Origin of the sequence: Bradyrhizobium lablabi, from assembly GCF_018129385.1 — a bacterium.
Taxonomy (GTDB): Bacteria; Pseudomonadota; Alphaproteobacteria; order Rhizobiales; family Xanthobacteraceae; genus Bradyrhizobium; species Bradyrhizobium lablabi_C.
Genome location: NZ_JAFCLN010000004.1, coordinates 127,873 through 140,835, shown reverse-complemented (window position 1 = coordinate 140,835; position 12,963 = coordinate 127,873). Strand labels below are relative to the sequence as shown.

The 12,963-nt window shown below is 64.3% G+C and carries 13 protein-coding genes; 7 read left to right on the top strand and 6 right to left on the bottom strand.

What is annotated here, in order from left to right:
- Window positions 1–32 precede the first annotated feature (32 nt).
- From JQ628_RS10225 to JQ628_RS10215, 3 genes are all read left to right on the top strand, one after another.
- Window positions 33–1,154: a TRAP transporter substrate-binding protein gene (locus JQ628_RS10225; RefSeq protein WP_212222419.1), complete on the top strand. Its 1,122-nt coding sequence runs from the start codon at window positions 33–35 to the stop codon at window positions 1,152–1,154.
- A 69-nt stretch (window positions 1,155–1,223) separates the two neighbouring features.
- The gene (locus JQ628_RS10220) at window positions 1,224–1,814 is read left to right on the top strand and encodes a TRAP transporter small permease subunit (protein ID WP_212222418.1); all 591 of its coding nucleotides are present in this window, start codon (window positions 1,224–1,226) and stop codon (window positions 1,812–1,814) included.
- The gene (locus JQ628_RS10215) at window positions 1,811–3,211 is read left to right on the top strand and encodes a TRAP transporter large permease (RefSeq protein ID WP_212222417.1); all 1,401 of its coding nucleotides are present in this window, start codon (window positions 1,811–1,813) and stop codon (window positions 3,209–3,211) included. The genes JQ628_RS10220 and JQ628_RS10215 overlap by 4 nt, the downstream gene beginning before the upstream one ends.
- 4 nt (window positions 3,212–3,215) lie before the next feature.
- Here JQ628_RS10215 and JQ628_RS10210 read toward each other — a convergent pair whose 3' ends face one another.
- Genes JQ628_RS10210 through JQ628_RS10200 form a run of 3 tightly spaced genes read right to left on the bottom strand, consistent with a single transcriptional unit; the run spans window position 3,216 to window position 5,692 of the window.
- Window positions 3,216–3,815 (bottom strand): TIGR02281 family clan AA aspartic protease, encoded by a 600-nt coding sequence (locus tag JQ628_RS10210; RefSeq protein WP_212222416.1) that lies wholly within the window; start codon window positions 3,813–3,815, stop codon window positions 3,216–3,218.
- Between the two features lie 19 nt (window positions 3,816–3,834).
- Window positions 3,835–4,044 carry a DUF1289 domain-containing protein gene (locus JQ628_RS10205; protein ID WP_212222415.1) on the bottom strand — a complete coding sequence of 70 codons (210 nt, stop codon included), beginning with the start codon at window positions 4,042–4,044 and terminating at the stop codon, window positions 3,835–3,837.
- A gap of 40 nt (window positions 4,045–4,084) precedes the next feature.
- Window positions 4,085–5,692 carry a sensor histidine kinase gene (locus JQ628_RS10200; RefSeq protein ID WP_212222414.1) on the bottom strand — a complete coding sequence of 536 codons (1,608 nt, stop codon included), beginning with the start codon at window positions 5,690–5,692 and terminating at the stop codon, window positions 4,085–4,087.
- Between the two features lie 277 nt (window positions 5,693–5,969).
- Here JQ628_RS10200 and JQ628_RS10195 point away from each other — a divergent pair, with 277 nt between their 5' ends.
- Both JQ628_RS10195 and JQ628_RS10190 read left to right on the top strand, forming a co-directional pair.
- A complete protein-coding gene (locus tag JQ628_RS10195) occupies window positions 5,970–6,743 on the top strand; it encodes a phosphatase PAP2-related protein (RefSeq protein WP_212222413.1) in 774 nt (257 codons plus the stop codon).
- A 93-nt stretch (window positions 6,744–6,836) separates the two neighbouring features.
- Window positions 6,837–8,585, top strand: a complete 1,749-nt coding sequence (locus JQ628_RS10190) for an adenylate/guanylate cyclase domain-containing protein (RefSeq protein WP_212222412.1) — start codon at window positions 6,837–6,839, stop codon at window positions 8,583–8,585.
- A gap of 26 nt (window positions 8,586–8,611) precedes the next feature.
- Here JQ628_RS10190 and JQ628_RS10185 read toward each other — a convergent pair whose 3' ends face one another.
- Both JQ628_RS10185 and JQ628_RS10180 read right to left on the bottom strand, forming a co-directional pair.
- A complete protein-coding gene (locus tag JQ628_RS10185) occupies window positions 8,612–9,547 on the bottom strand; it encodes an SDR family oxidoreductase (RefSeq protein WP_212222411.1) in 936 nt (311 codons plus the stop codon).
- Window positions 9,548–9,627: 80 nt separating this feature from the next.
- Window positions 9,628–10,365 carry an SDR family oxidoreductase gene (locus JQ628_RS10180; protein ID WP_212222410.1) on the bottom strand — a complete coding sequence of 246 codons (738 nt, stop codon included), beginning with the start codon at window positions 10,363–10,365 and terminating at the stop codon, window positions 9,628–9,630.
- Between the two features lie 125 nt (window positions 10,366–10,490).
- On the opposite strand from JQ628_RS10180, the gene JQ628_RS10175 reads away from it, so the two are divergent.
- Window positions 10,491–11,411, top strand: a complete 921-nt coding sequence (locus JQ628_RS10175) for a LysR family transcriptional regulator (RefSeq protein WP_212222409.1) — start codon at window positions 10,491–10,493, stop codon at window positions 11,409–11,411.
- A gap of 3 nt (window positions 11,412–11,414) precedes the next feature.
- Here the strand turns inward: JQ628_RS10175 and JQ628_RS10170 are convergent, their stop codons facing one another.
- Window positions 11,415–12,140 carry an HpcH/HpaI aldolase family protein gene (locus tag JQ628_RS10170; RefSeq protein WP_212222408.1) on the bottom strand — a complete coding sequence of 242 codons (726 nt, stop codon included), beginning with the start codon at window positions 12,138–12,140 and terminating at the stop codon, window positions 11,415–11,417.
- Between the two features lie 255 nt (window positions 12,141–12,395).
- Between JQ628_RS10170 and JQ628_RS10165 the strand changes: the two genes are divergently transcribed.
- Window positions 12,396–12,854 (top strand): hypothetical protein, encoded by a 459-nt coding sequence (locus tag JQ628_RS10165; RefSeq protein WP_212222407.1) that lies wholly within the window; start codon window positions 12,396–12,398, stop codon window positions 12,852–12,854.
- Window positions 12,855–12,963 lie beyond the last annotated feature (109 nt).

Genomic DNA, 12,963 nt, shown 5'->3' with positions numbered 1-12,963 from the left:
AAGGAGGAAGTACATTACAGGGAGGGATTGAAATGCTGAAGTACACGTCAGTTGTCGTGGCTGCGGTCTTCGGACTCGTTGCCACCTTCTCGGGGCCGTCCAGCGCCCAGACTTCGCCACCCAAGCCCATCGTTCTAAAAGGGCAATCGACGCACCCCGCGTCGTCAAACTTCCATCTCATCTTCAAACTGTGGGCGGAGACGGTCGAAAAGATGACCGCCGGCCGCCTCAAGATCGAGACGCTGCCCGCGGGCGCCATCGTGCCTCCGTTCGAGGTCTTCGACGCCACATCCAAGAACGTGCTCGACGTCGGCATGGCGCCGTTCGGCTACATCCTCGGCCGCAACACCGCGACGATCCCGATGTCGCACGGCCCGCTGTTCGGCATGGACGGCAGCGACTACTGGGCCTGGTACTATGACGGCGGCGGCATGGCGCTGCTGGAGGAATTTTATCGCGACGTCCTCAAGCTGAACGTCGTCGGCTTCCCGATCCCGACCGACTATCCGCAAGGCATGGGTTGGTTCAAGAAAGAGGTCAACAGCCTCGCCGACCTCAAGGGCCTGAAGTACCGCATCTACGGCATCGGCGCGGAAACTTACGGCAGGCTCGGCGTGTCTGTTGTCACCATCCCCGGCGGCGAGATCGTGCCGGCGATGGAGCGGGGCGTGATCGAAGGCGCCGAATGGATCAACTGCGAGGAAGACAAGAAGCTCGGCCTGCACCAGGTCGCCAAGCACTATTACACGCCCGGCATGCACGAGCCGGTCACCGGCGGCCAGTTGATGATCAACGGCGACGTGTGGAAGAAGCTCACGCCCGACCTGCAAGAGATCATCAAGGTCGCCAGCGTCTATGCCACGACGCAGCGCAACTTCGCCTTCAACCGCGAGACCGCGGCGGCCTGCCAGGACCTGCTCAAGGCCGGCGTCCAGTTGCACCGCACGCCGGACGAGGTCCTGAAGAACTTCCTCGACGAGTGGGAGAAGATCCAGACCGAATACGCTGCCAAGAATCCCTTCTACAAGAAGGCGATGGACAGCCAGAAGGCCTACGCCGAGAAGATCGTCCCGTTCAAGCTGTCCTGGTTCCCGCCCTACAATTTCGCGGGCGAGTATTACTGGAAGGACAAGGTCTACCTACAGAAGAAGTGATCCGCTTTCTCGTGCACGCAACTGGCGTCATTCAACGGCGCCAGTTGCTTTCCAGAAGAGGGGTCATTCATGTCGAGCAATGGCGGAGCCGCGTACCCTGCCGACGGGGGCCGCGAGTTTCCACAGGCCTTCTACACGATCATTCGCGTCATCGACGCCTTCTCTGACGTCACCGGCAAGCTGATCGCGCTGTCGATGCTGTTCCTGCTGGCGACGATCTCCTACGAGGTCGTGATGCGCTATGCGTTCAACGCGCCGACCGTGTGGGTCTATGAGTCGAGCTTCATGGTCAACGGTGCGGCCTTCATGCTTGGCTGCGCCTATGCGCTCTACAAGGGCGCGCATGTGCGGACCGATATCTACTGGGAGAATTTTTCGGAGCGCACCAAGGGGATCATCGACATGGTCTCCTACATCTTCCTGTTCTACCCGGTCATGATCACCTTCATGCTGGTGTCCTTCGACGCCACGCTGCATTCCTTCGACACCGGCGAGCGGTCGCAGGAAAGCGTCTGGCGCGCGATCATGTGGCCGTTCCGCGCCACGGTGCCGCTGGCGGCGGCCCTGCTCATGATCCAGGGCGTCTCCGAAGTCCTGAAGTGCTGGTACCAGATCCAGTTCGGACGCGAGTTCGAGCACAAGGAAAAGGTCGAGATATGAGCGGGTCCGAGCTGCTTGGCCTTGCGATGCTCGTGGTGATGCTGGGCGCGATCTTCATCGGCCTGCCGATCAGCTTCACGCTGCTGTTCCTCGCCGGCGTGTTCGGCTACATCGGCATGGGCGAGCGGGTGCTCAACCTCGCTTACCTGCAGACCATCGGCATCATGAAGCAGGACGAACTGGTCGCGGTGCCGATGTTCATCCTGATGGGCTTCATCTGCGACCAGGCCGGACTGATGGAACGGCTGTTCAAGGCGTTCCGCGACCTGTTCGCGCCGATGAACGGCGCGCTTTACGTGGTGGTGATCGTCACCGCGACGCTGTTCGGCATCGCCGCTGGAACGGTAGGCGCAACGGTGGCGCTGCTCGGCATCATGGCCGGGCCCATGATGATCCGCTCCGGCTACGACGTGCGCATGTCGGCCGGAGCGATCGCCGCCGGTGGCACCCTCGGCATCCTGATTCCGCCGTCGGTGATGCTGGTGGTGATGGCGCCGGTGCTCGATATCTCCATCATCGACCTCTACGCGGCGGCGTTCGGCCCGGGCTTCCTGCTCTCGGCCATGTTCATCGCCTACACGCTGATCCGCTGCTACTTCAATCCGAAACTCGGCCCGCCGGTGCCGAAGGAGGAGCGGCCGGAGTCGATCAAGGTCGTGCTGTGGGAGTGCCTGGTCGGCCTCGTTCCGGTGACGGTGCTGACCATCGTCACCCTGGGCGCGATCCTCGCCGGCATCACGACGGCAGCGGAGGCCGCCGCGCTCGGCGCGTTCGGCGCCATCGTGCTGGTGATGCTCTATGGCAAGTTCACCTGGAACGGTCTCTTGCAGGCCTGCTACAGCACGCTGGCCACGACCAGCATGGTGCTGCTGCTGGCGGTCGCGTCCAACGTGTTCGGCGCGGTGTTCGCCTGGCTCGGCACGGCGTCGTGGATGACCAACGCGCTGCTGGCTTCGCCGTTGCCGCCGTGGGGCACCATGAGCCTGCTGCTGACGCTGATCTTCCTGCTCGGCTGGCCGTTCGAATGGCCGGCGATCGTGTTCATCTTCCTGCCGATGCTGGCGCCAGTGGCCAAGGGCCTCGGCTACGACATGGTGTGGTTCGGCTGCATCGTCGCGGTGGTGCTGCAGACCGCCTTCCTGTCGCCGCCGGTCGCGATGTCCGCCTATTATCTCAAGCAGGTCGTGCGCGAATGGAATCTGCGGCTGATCTACCGCGGCATGGCCGACTTCATGGTGATCCAGGTGGCCTGCGTGGTGCTGGTGCTGGTGTTCCCGGCGATCGCGATGTGGTTCCCGCAATGGCTGCAGGCCAAGCGGGACGCCGAGCGCAAGCGGGTGCAGATCGAACAGGTGGTGCCGCAGACAGTCGCGGCCGCGCCTGTGCTGTGGAGGTGAGGGCTCAGCCGTCGCGGGCGGACGGCCGTGCCGGACGCTGTCCCGAGGCGCGGTCGCGCTTCTGGCTGCTGGAGCCGATCGAGCCGGTGGTTTCGGGATAGCCGTTCAACATCAGTTTGTCGGCGCGAACGCCCCAGCTTTCCAGCCGGTCCAGAAAGCTCATGCCGAGCAGATTGGTCTTCATCTGCCCGCGCGGCACCACCAGCGCCGGTACCGATTTTTCCACGAGCTTGCCGACCGCAAGGCGATCGAGCGTCAGGCGGGCCGCCTTGGTGTGGCCGCCGGCGGTTTCCAGATCGACATTGTATTCGAGCATTTCGATCGGCAGGCCGATCGCCTTTGCCGTTTCCCAGGTCAGCACCACCGACGTCGCGCCGGTGTCGATCACCATCGGCGCAGCCACGCCGTTGATTTTTGCGCGCAGCGCATACTCGCCGCCCTGGCTACGTGGGATCTGCACGGCGTGCGCCGTGGAGAGGGTGCGATTGCGCAGCATGTGCGAGATGCTGTCGCCGGCGCGCGCGATCTGCTCGGGATCGCCATAAGCGACGACGGCGCCGGCGGTGGCGCCAAGCATGATAAGGATGAGCAGGACGCGGATCATGACGCCGCACCTCCGCGGGTCAGCGAGCGTTTGTCGTCTGTGGTTGCTCGACAGGTGCCAGCCCGGCCTCCGCCATCCGCGCCGGCAGCAGCGCCATGACTGCAAGCCGCTCCGCGCTCGTCATCGATGACCAGCGCGCGATTTCCGGCAGCGTACGGCCGCAGCCGAAGCAGAGGTTGGTTCTCGGATCCATCTGACAAACTGAGATGCACGGCGTTTCTTTGCTCATTCGTCCAGTGTTGCGGATATTTTCGCCCCGAGGCAAGCGCCTATCGTTCCAGTCCGGTGCCCGCGCTCATGATCGGCTTGTGACGCGCCCTTCGCTTCTCGTCGGCTGGATTGATTGCCGGCTCCGGCTGTAGTGGCGGGGCCTCCTCGGTCATCGGTCCGAGCGCACTCATCACGCGCTCCGGCGGGAAGGTGACGATCACCTCGGTGCCGATGCGCAGCTTCGATTTCAGCGTGAAGGTGCCGCCATGCATGTCGATCAGGCTTTTGGCGATCGGCAGGCCCAGGCCCGCCCCCTGTTCGGCCGATTTGATCGAGTTCGAGCCCTGTCCGAACGAGGCCAGCACGATCGGGATTTCGTCTTCCGCGATGCCGCTGCCGGTATCCTTGACGGAGAGGTACTGCCCGCCGGAGGCGGTCCAGCCGACCTTGAGCCAGATCTCGCCGCCCTGCGGGGTGAACTTGATCGAGTTGGAGAGCAGGTTGAGCACGACCTGGCGCGTCGCGCGCTCGTCGCCCCAGATCCGCGGCATGCCGTGCTCGAACACCTCGTGGATGGTGATGCCGCGGCTGGTGGCGCGCAGTTTCAGGAGATGATGGCAGTCGGCGACGACATGCACGAGCGACACCGCTTCCTCGTTCAGTTCGTAGCGTCCGGCCTCGATCCGCGACAGGTCGAGGATCTCGTTGATCAGGTTGAGCAGGTGGACGCCGGAATTGTGGATATCAGCCGAATATTCCTTGTAGACCGGCACCGCATGCGCGCCGAAAATCTCGCTCTTCATCACCTCGGAAAAGCCGAGGATCGCATTCAGCGGCGTGCGCAACTCGTGGCTCATCTGCGCGAGGAAGCGCGACTTGGCGACGTTGGCGGATTCGGCGCGATGGCGCGCCTCGTCCGAGATCGACTTGGCCTGCTCGAGCTCGCCGATCAGCGCGTCCTTTTCGGCGCGCGCCTCCAGCGTCGCCAGCGTGGTCGAGTGCAGGCGATGGGCGAGCAGGGCGAAATAAGCCTCCGCCGCCAGCGCCAATACGGCGAGGACATAATTGTCGAACGTGCCACTGATGACGAAATTGAGCGCGATCGCGGCGGTCACGGGCGCGGTTGCGGCCAGTGCCGCGATCGGCAGGCTCGCCGCCAGCATGCTGGATACCGCGACGACCAGCAGCATCAAAAACATCATCAGCGTGTTGGAGGCGACATCGAGCCCGGCCGGCCGGATCAGGATCACCGTCCAGCACAAGCCGTAGAGCAGATCGAGCAGCACGAAGCGGGTGCGCCATTTGCGCGTGGCGGCGGGCGACGACGGTTCGGCCAGAAAGCGCCGACAATAGCGGATGATGGCGGCGTGGATGCAGAGCATCGCGCAAGTCCACGCGACCGCGGAAACCGGCTGTAGCCAGAAGCCGAATAGCGCCCCGGTCGCCACCACCAGCAGCATCACCACATAGGATGCGGAGATCCGTGTTTGTGCGTACTGCCGCAACAGCTCGGTGTCGAAGGCGGGCCGCGTTCCGCTCGAGGACGTTAACCGGTCGCGCGCCTCGCGCACCCGCTGCGCAGCGGCGCGCCGTGAGCTGACGGGCGCGCTGGCTGGCGTTTCAGCCGGAAGCTGGACAACCTCAGGCTTTTCAGCGGGTTTACTCATCGAACACAACAAATCCTGCCCGCGAACCGCGCGGACCTTTCGCATCATCTATCTCTGTCCCTAAATCCTTAAGCGATGACTTAAAAGACTAAAGAATCCCGTTAACGGAGAGTTAAATTAACCCTTCGCTCTGTGCGGGAGCGTTGCGCCTGACGTTCAAGTGAGCGTGACCACGCCGTCGATGTGGCCTGGTTCACTTCCGTGCCGTTCGCTTTGGAACTACGATCTTCCGGCAAGGCAGAGCTCCTTCTGCATTCGCGGAAAACGGAGCAGGGCAATGGAAGACACGTTGCGGCTCTATGCCACGCATTTCGCCAATCGCGCCTATATCCGCTCGGTCTGCGAGGGTACGGCGTTCCTCGCTGCCAGCACCATCGCGATCTTTGCCGCAGTCTCCTATGCGACGGTCCACGCCAGCAATCCCGTCACGGATTTCGTGCTGAGCCGCGTCGGCCCGTTCAACCTGCGCTTCCTGTTCGTCTACGGCACCTTCACGGCCTTTGCCGTCACCGCGGGCCTTTTGGCCTGGAAGCCGAACCGGCTGCCGTTCACTCTCAAGGCAGTGGCCCTGTTCCTGCTGATACGCGCCGTGTTCGTGGCGCTCACCCACGTGGCGCCATCGCCGATCGATCCGCAACAGCCCGTGCCCTTCCTCAACTCCATCTTCTACGGCAGCGACCTGTTCTTCTCCGGCCACACCGGCCTGCCGTTTCTGGCCGCGCTTGCCTTCTGGCACATCCCGCTGTGGCGGATATTCTTCCTGGCGCTGACCGCGTTCTTCGGCGCGGTCGTGCTGCTCGGCCACTATCACTATTCGATCGACGTGCTCGCCGCTCTGTTCATTACCTACGGTGTCTTTCAGATGTCGTGCTGGCTGTTCGGGCGCGACTATGCACTGTTTCGCTCCGCCGAGGCCCAGGCCGCGCCACGGCCAAAGCGCATCCGCAAGAAGCTGTTTCCGCTCCGCGAAATCCGACGCGCGGGAAAGCCGTTCGCGCTGCATGCCGTTGGCGACGATGTTGCAGCCGGCGATCAGGCGAAGGCCGGTTAAGTGAAGTCCGGCTTCCACTCACCGGCTCATGGCTCTGGCCCCGCCAAGCCCGGCGTGCTCTTATGTTCGGAGCGATCTCAGGGGCAGCGCATCTTGGCCGGTGAGGGCATACAACGGCGACTTGCGGCGGTGCTGGCGGCGGATGTCGCCGGCTATGGCCGGCTGATGAACGTCGACGAGGAGGGCACGCTGGCCCGGCTCCGGGAACTGAAGAAGGTCGTCGCCGATCCCGTCCTTGCAGCGCATCGCAGCCGTACGGTGAAGGCGCGCAGCGGCCGCCTGCTGGTCGAATTTGCCAGTGCCGTCGAAGCCTTCCGCAGCGCAACCGAGCTACAGTGCGCCATGGCCGAACAGAACGCCGGCGCGGCACGCGACCGGCGGATCGAACTGCGCATCGGCATTCACGTCGGGGAAATCATTTTCGATGAGAGCGATATTTTCGGCGACAACGTCAATATCGCGACCCGGCTCGAACGGATTGCCGAGCCCGGCGGCATCTGCATGTCGGAGGCGGCCTGGCGGGAAATCCGCGGCAAGGTCGACATCGCCTGCGACGATCTCGGGCCGCAACTCCTGAAGAACATCAGCGAGCCCGTGCGGGCGTGGCGGGTCAGGCTTGGCGCGCACAACCCGGCTGGGTCACCGGCGCTTGCGCTGCCGGACAAGCCGTCGATCGCCGTGCTGCCGTTCCAGAACGTCGGCGGCGATCCCGAGCAGGAGTATTTTGCCGACGGCCTTGTCGAAGACATCACGATCGCGCTGGCGCGTTTCAAGTCGCTGTTCGTGATCGCGCGCAATTCCGCGTTCACCTACAAGGGCCGGGCGGTCGACATCAAGCAGGTGGGGCGCGAGCTCGGCGTGCGCTACGTGATGGAAGGCAGCGTGCGCAAGGCGGGCGCGCGGCTGCGCATCGCCGGCGAGCTGATCGATGCATCGACCGGCGCGAACCTGTGGGCCGACAAGTTCGACGGCGTGCTGGAAGACGTCTTCGAGCTTCAGGACAATATCGCCTCGCGCGTCGCCGGGCTGATCGATCCCTTGCTGCTGGACACCGAGATCAAGCGTGCCCGCGAGCGGCCCGTTCCCGACCTGACCACCTACGATCTCTACCTTCGCGGTCTGAACCTGATCCGCCCGTGGGCACGCAACTCCGTCGCCGATGCCACCGCCTTCCTCGAGCAGGCGATCGAGCGCGATCCGCATTTTGGGCCGGCGCTTGCATCGCTGGCGCTATGCCATGCCCAGAACTTTCTGAACGGATGGGGAGACGCTGCGGTCGAAAGCGAGAAGGCCAGGGTTTTGGCGCGGCGGGCGCGCGATGCGGCGCCCAATGATCCCATGACGATCATCAGCGTTGCCGGCGCATTGCTCAACCTCGGCGAAGACACCCACCTGCTGAAGCGGATGGTCGACGGTGCGCTGGCCCGCAATCCGAGCCATGCCATCGGCTGGATGTGGAGCGGCTGGATCCGGACCGTATCGGGTGAATCCGAGCTTGCGATCGAACATTTCGAAATCTCGCAGCGGCTGGACCCGCGCGCGTCGCGGCGCGCTTTTCACCTGACCGGCATGGGCATCTGCCGTTTCTGGCAGCGGCGTTTCGACCAGGCCGCAAGCCTGCTCGAGGAATCGCTGGACGAACTGCCGAGCTATGCGATGACGAAATGGGCGCTCGCCGCCTGCTATGCCCATATGGGCCGGCTCGACGAAGCGCGCGACTTCGCCGCCCGCCACGGCATCGTGCCGGGCGGGCAGTGGTTGAAGATCGGATCGCTCTATGGCGATCCGGAGCAGCGCGAGATGACGCTGTCCGGCCTGCGGCTCGCGACAGAGCGGAGCTGACGCCGCCGATACCAAGGCCATGCTCCTCAGACGAGCCGGGCCGGGGCGAGCAGGTCGGATAGCCCGATCCGGTGCAGCATTTCGGCGCGCAGGCGATCGAGCACGGTGAAGCCGACATCGGCGCCGTCCTGGGTCGGGTCGTAGTGCACGCGGAACGGCCGCTTGCCGAACGGCAGGCTCACGATGTCGACGATCGCCTCCGCCACGCCCGTCACGTCGGCATCATCGGGCACGATCGCCGCAAAGGCCTTTTGCACTTGCTCGCCGAAGCCGCTGTAGGGACCGGCCTCGTATTCGGCGAGGCGTGCCTCATCGGCCGGACGGCCCGAGTGCGCAAAATGGTTGGTGCCCTTGGTGAAGGCGCCGGGCACCACGATCGAGGTTTCGATGCCCCAGCGCGCCAGTTCGCGCGCATACTGTACGGCGAGCGCATCCATCGCGGCCTTTGCTGCGAAGTAGGGCGCAAGGTAGGGCGGCGTGCCGCCGGCCGAGCTGCTGCTCGACACCCAGACCAGCAGCCCCTGCTTCTGCTTGCGCATATGCGGCAGCGCCGCGCGATTGACGCGCTGGGTGCCCAGCACGTTGACGTCATATTGCTGGGCGAACTGTTCCGGTGTGAAGGATTCCGCCGGACCGAACATCATGTGGCCGGCATTATGGACGACGACGTCGATGCGGCCGCTTTCGGCGATGATCTTTTCGACCGCTGCGTTGGCCGACGGTTCGGATTGCACGTCGAGCTCGATCGCGCGCAAATCGACGCCGTCGCAAGCCGCGGTCGCGGCCATCTCGGCGGCATTCCGGGCGTTGCGGCCGGTGACATCGCGCATCGAGGCGTAGACGGTGTGTCCGGCCCGCGCGAGCGACTCTGCCGCCAGGCGGCCAAAGCCGCTGGAAGCGCCGGTGACGAGGATGACGGCTTTGGAAGCCGCGGTGGTCGAAACCGCATTTTCGTTGGACATGGCAAGATTCCTTCTGTCGCCGCCTTCTCAAGGCGGACGTTGGGTTGAGACGAGGAGTGAGAGGCGAGAGGCGGGCGGGATCAGATGATCCCGCCATTGGCGCGCAGCACCTGGCCGTTGATCCAGCCGCCGTCGGGTCCGGCGAGGAAGGCCACGGTGTTGGCGACATCTTCCGGCTGGCCGAGCCGCTCCAGCGGCGACAGCTTCTTGAAGTTGTCGATCACCTGCTGCGACTTGCCATCGAAGAACAGTTTTGTGGCGATTGGTCCGGGTGCCACGGCGTTGACCGTGATGTTGCGGCCGCGCAGCTCCTTGGACAGCACATGCGTCATCGCTTCGACGGCGGCCTTGGTGGCGGCATAGACGCCGTAGCCCGGGAACAGCATGACGGCCTGGCTGGACGACATGTTGATGATGCGCCCGCCTTCGCGCACGCGTTTCGTTGCTTCACGCAACGTGTTGAAGGTGCCTTTCAGATTGACCGCGAGGTGGCTGTCGAACGACTTGTCGTCGGTTTCCGCGAGCGGCTGGGGGTGCATGACACCGGCATTGTTCACCAGCACGTCGACGCCGCCGAACGCTGCTTCCGCCGCATCGAACATGCGCGCGACCGCGGAGGGATCGGTGACATCGGCCTGCGCGGTGGTAGCCCGGCCGCCGGCCTTTTCGATCTTGCTGGCCATCGCCTCGGCGTCGCGGGCGTTGCCGGAATAATTGATGATGACGGTAAAGCCGTCGGCGGCGAGCCGCTCGGCAATGGCAGCGCCGATGCCGCGGGAGGCGCCGGTGACAAGGGCGGTCTTGTTGGTGGCGGTCATGTCGATCTCCTTTATTTGCCAAGCCCATTTTCGGGCTGATGGGCAGGAGATATAGGCTGGCCTTACCCAGATAATCCGGCTAGAAACAGCAATACTGTTCGTTATTTTAGAACAATAGGGCGCCAATGGACCGGTTGGACGCAATGCGGCTGTTCACGCGGGTGGTGGACCGGCGCAGCTTCACCGAGGCCGCCAACGACCTCGAAATCCCGCGCTCGACCGCCACCCAGGTGGTGCGGCAGCTCGAGGAGCGGCTGGGCGTGCGGCTGCTCCAGCGCACCACCCGCACCGTGCGCCCGACGCTCGATGGCGAAGCCTATTACCGCCGCTGCATGGCCATCCTCGACGACGTCGAGGATGCCGAAGGCGCGTTCCGCGGCGCCGTGCCCAAGGGCATGCTGCGCGTGGAAGTGCAGGGCACGATCGCGCGGCACTTTCTGATGCCCGGCCTGCCGGATTTTTTTGCGCGCTATCCCGGGATCGAGCTCGCGATGAGCGAGAGCGACCGCTGGGTCGACGTGGTGCGCGAAGGCGTCGATTGCGTGCTGCGCTACGGCGCCTTGCCCGACAGCGATCTCGTCGCACGCCAGGTGGCCGCGCTGCCGCGCATCACCGTCGGCGCGCCCGCCTATCTCGAACGACACGGCACGCCGAAGACCATCGCCGATCTCTTGCATCATCGCGCCGTCGGCTTGCGATCGATCACCACGGGCGTGGTGACACCGTTCGAATTCGTTGGCGACGGAGAAGTCACGCACGTTGAAGTACCGACGCCATTCACCTGCACCGGTACCGAAACATTTCTCGACGGCGTCCTGCTTGGCCTCGGCCTCGCCCAGATGCCGCTATTCCATATCGGTCGCGATCTCGAGGCAGGCCGCCTGGTGCAGGTGCTGCCCGACAAGCAAGTGCCGCCGGGTCCCGTTGCCGTGCTCTATCCGCGCAACCGCCAGCTCTCGCCGCGCGTGCGGTTGTTCATCGATTGGATCGTGCAGCGGTTCGCGGTCGAGGGCAGGGATGAGGCAAGCGTGCCGCCGCGAGCGTGACGTTTACTCCTTCACCGTCCCTCGCAACAGCCTGATCCCCCCGGCGAGTGTGCGCTGCATCAGCAGCGTGTCGACGCCGTAGGCGATCATGCGAAAGCCTTTGGCGCGGAAATCGCGCGCCCATTTCTCGTCGCCGGCGAGAAAGCCCGGCGTCTTGCCGTGTTTCGTGCAGGCTTTGACCAGGCTGTCGACACCCGCAAAAAATTTCGGGTTGTCGAACTGGCCGGGAATGCCGATGGAGTTCGTGTAATCGTAGTGGCCGAGCCAGACCACGTCGACGCCGTCGACCGCGGCGATCGCATCGACGTTCTCGATGCCTTTGCCGGTCTCGACCAGCGCAATCACCATCGTGCGCGCGTTGGCTTTGGCGATCTTGTCGGCCTCCGATCCGCCGGCATAGTCGTCATGCGCCGCCACGTTGAACGCAGCGCCGCGGCGTCCCGCCGGCGGATATCGCGTGCAGTCGACGATCGCCTTCGCCTGTTCCGGCGTTTCGACCATCGGCACCATGATGCCCATAGCGCCGATATCGAGCGCGCGGGCGATGTGGTGATAGTCGCCAGAGGGAACGCGCACCAGCGGCACCAGATCGAGTCCGCGGCAGAATGCGAACTGGGCCTTCATGGTCTCGAAGCCGACGCCCGAATGCTCCATGTCATAGAGGATGAATTCGGCGCCGGCCTCTTGGCAGATTGCCGGGTAGCCGGGCGTAAAAAACTCGAACGTCATCGTTCCGAAGGCGCAGCCGCCGGCCGCAAGACGCGGTTTTATTGGATTTGGACGCAACGGAAGCTCTCCCGGTACCGCATTTCGATGCAACGTTACGGCAAGCCGGTAGCAGCGAGCAATCGTGCGCGCGGGCCGCTGTCATGCTGCACTAGCGAAGCCAAATCGATTCCTGTCGACCCGTCCGATTGAGCCCATTACGATGCCGCTTTTATAAACGGCAGGAGCGCCTGCCGAAAATTCATAAGGGGGACGGCGATGGTGGGGGCAAGGATGGCGGCGCTGGTTGCGATCATGATGGCGACGGCCACGCCCATCGCGGCGCAAGTGCTCGACGCCACCTATCGCGGCACGATGGTGTGCGACAAGCTGCCCTTCACCAACGACAAGATGCGCGAGGCCATCGATGTCACGATCGCCGGCAGCGCTGCAAACTACAATCACGTGGTGCGGCTGCGTCCGACAGGCGTTGAAGCGACAGCAGAGCAGGGCACCGGCACGATCAACGGCCAGAAGATCGACCTTCAGGGCAGTTGGAAAGGCGGCGACCGCGAGTATCAGGCGAAATACAGCGGCACCTTCGTGCGGCGCAGCGCGAAACTCAAGGGCACGCAGACCTGGACCGACGGCGGCAAGACAGTGACGCGCGCCTGCACCGGTGCGATCAAGCGGCCGCTGCGTCCGTTCCTGCCGCGGACAAAGAAGCAGGCGGCTTGATTATCCCTGGTCCAAACCGGCAACCGTCCCCGAGCCGGCGCCGCGGGAACGGCGACCGGACAAGCCGCCATCGATATTCAGACGTCGCCCCGCTGGTTTGACGAAACGG

Coding starts and splice junctions, on each gene's coding strand:
- JQ628_RS10225 (WP_212222419.1), top strand. CDS start 33: ATGCTGAAGTACACGTCAGTTGTCGTGGCTGCGGTCTTCGGACTCGTT.
- JQ628_RS10220 (WP_212222418.1), top strand. CDS start 1,224: ATGTCGAGCAATGGCGGAGCCGCGTACCCTGCCGACGGGGGCCGCGAG.
- JQ628_RS10215 (WP_212222417.1), top strand. CDS start 1,811: ATGAGCGGGTCCGAGCTGCTTGGCCTTGCGATGCTCGTGGTGATGCTG.
- JQ628_RS10210 (WP_212222416.1), bottom strand. CDS start 3,815: ATGATCCGCGTCCTGCTCATCCTTATCATGCTTGGCGCCACCGCCGGC.
- JQ628_RS10205 (WP_212222415.1), bottom strand. CDS start 4,044: ATGAGCAAAGAAACGCCGTGCATCTCAGTTTGTCAGATGGATCCGAGA.
- JQ628_RS10200 (WP_212222414.1), bottom strand. CDS start 5,692: ATGAGTAAACCCGCTGAAAAGCCTGAGGTTGTCCAGCTTCCGGCTGAA.
- JQ628_RS10195 (WP_212222413.1), top strand. CDS start 5,970: ATGGAAGACACGTTGCGGCTCTATGCCACGCATTTCGCCAATCGCGCC.
- JQ628_RS10185 (WP_212222411.1), bottom strand. CDS start 9,547: ATGTCCAACGAAAATGCGGTTTCGACCACCGCGGCTTCCAAAGCCGTC.
- JQ628_RS10180 (WP_212222410.1), bottom strand. CDS start 10,365: ATGACCGCCACCAACAAGACCGCCCTTGTCACCGGCGCCTCCCGCGGC.
- JQ628_RS10175 (WP_212222409.1), top strand. CDS start 10,491: ATGGACCGGTTGGACGCAATGCGGCTGTTCACGCGGGTGGTGGACCGG.
- JQ628_RS10170 (WP_212222408.1), bottom strand. CDS start 12,140: ATGACGTTCGAGTTTTTTACGCCCGGCTACCCGGCAATCTGCCAAGAG.
- JQ628_RS10165 (WP_212222407.1), top strand. CDS start 12,396: ATGGTGGGGGCAAGGATGGCGGCGCTGGTTGCGATCATGATGGCGACG.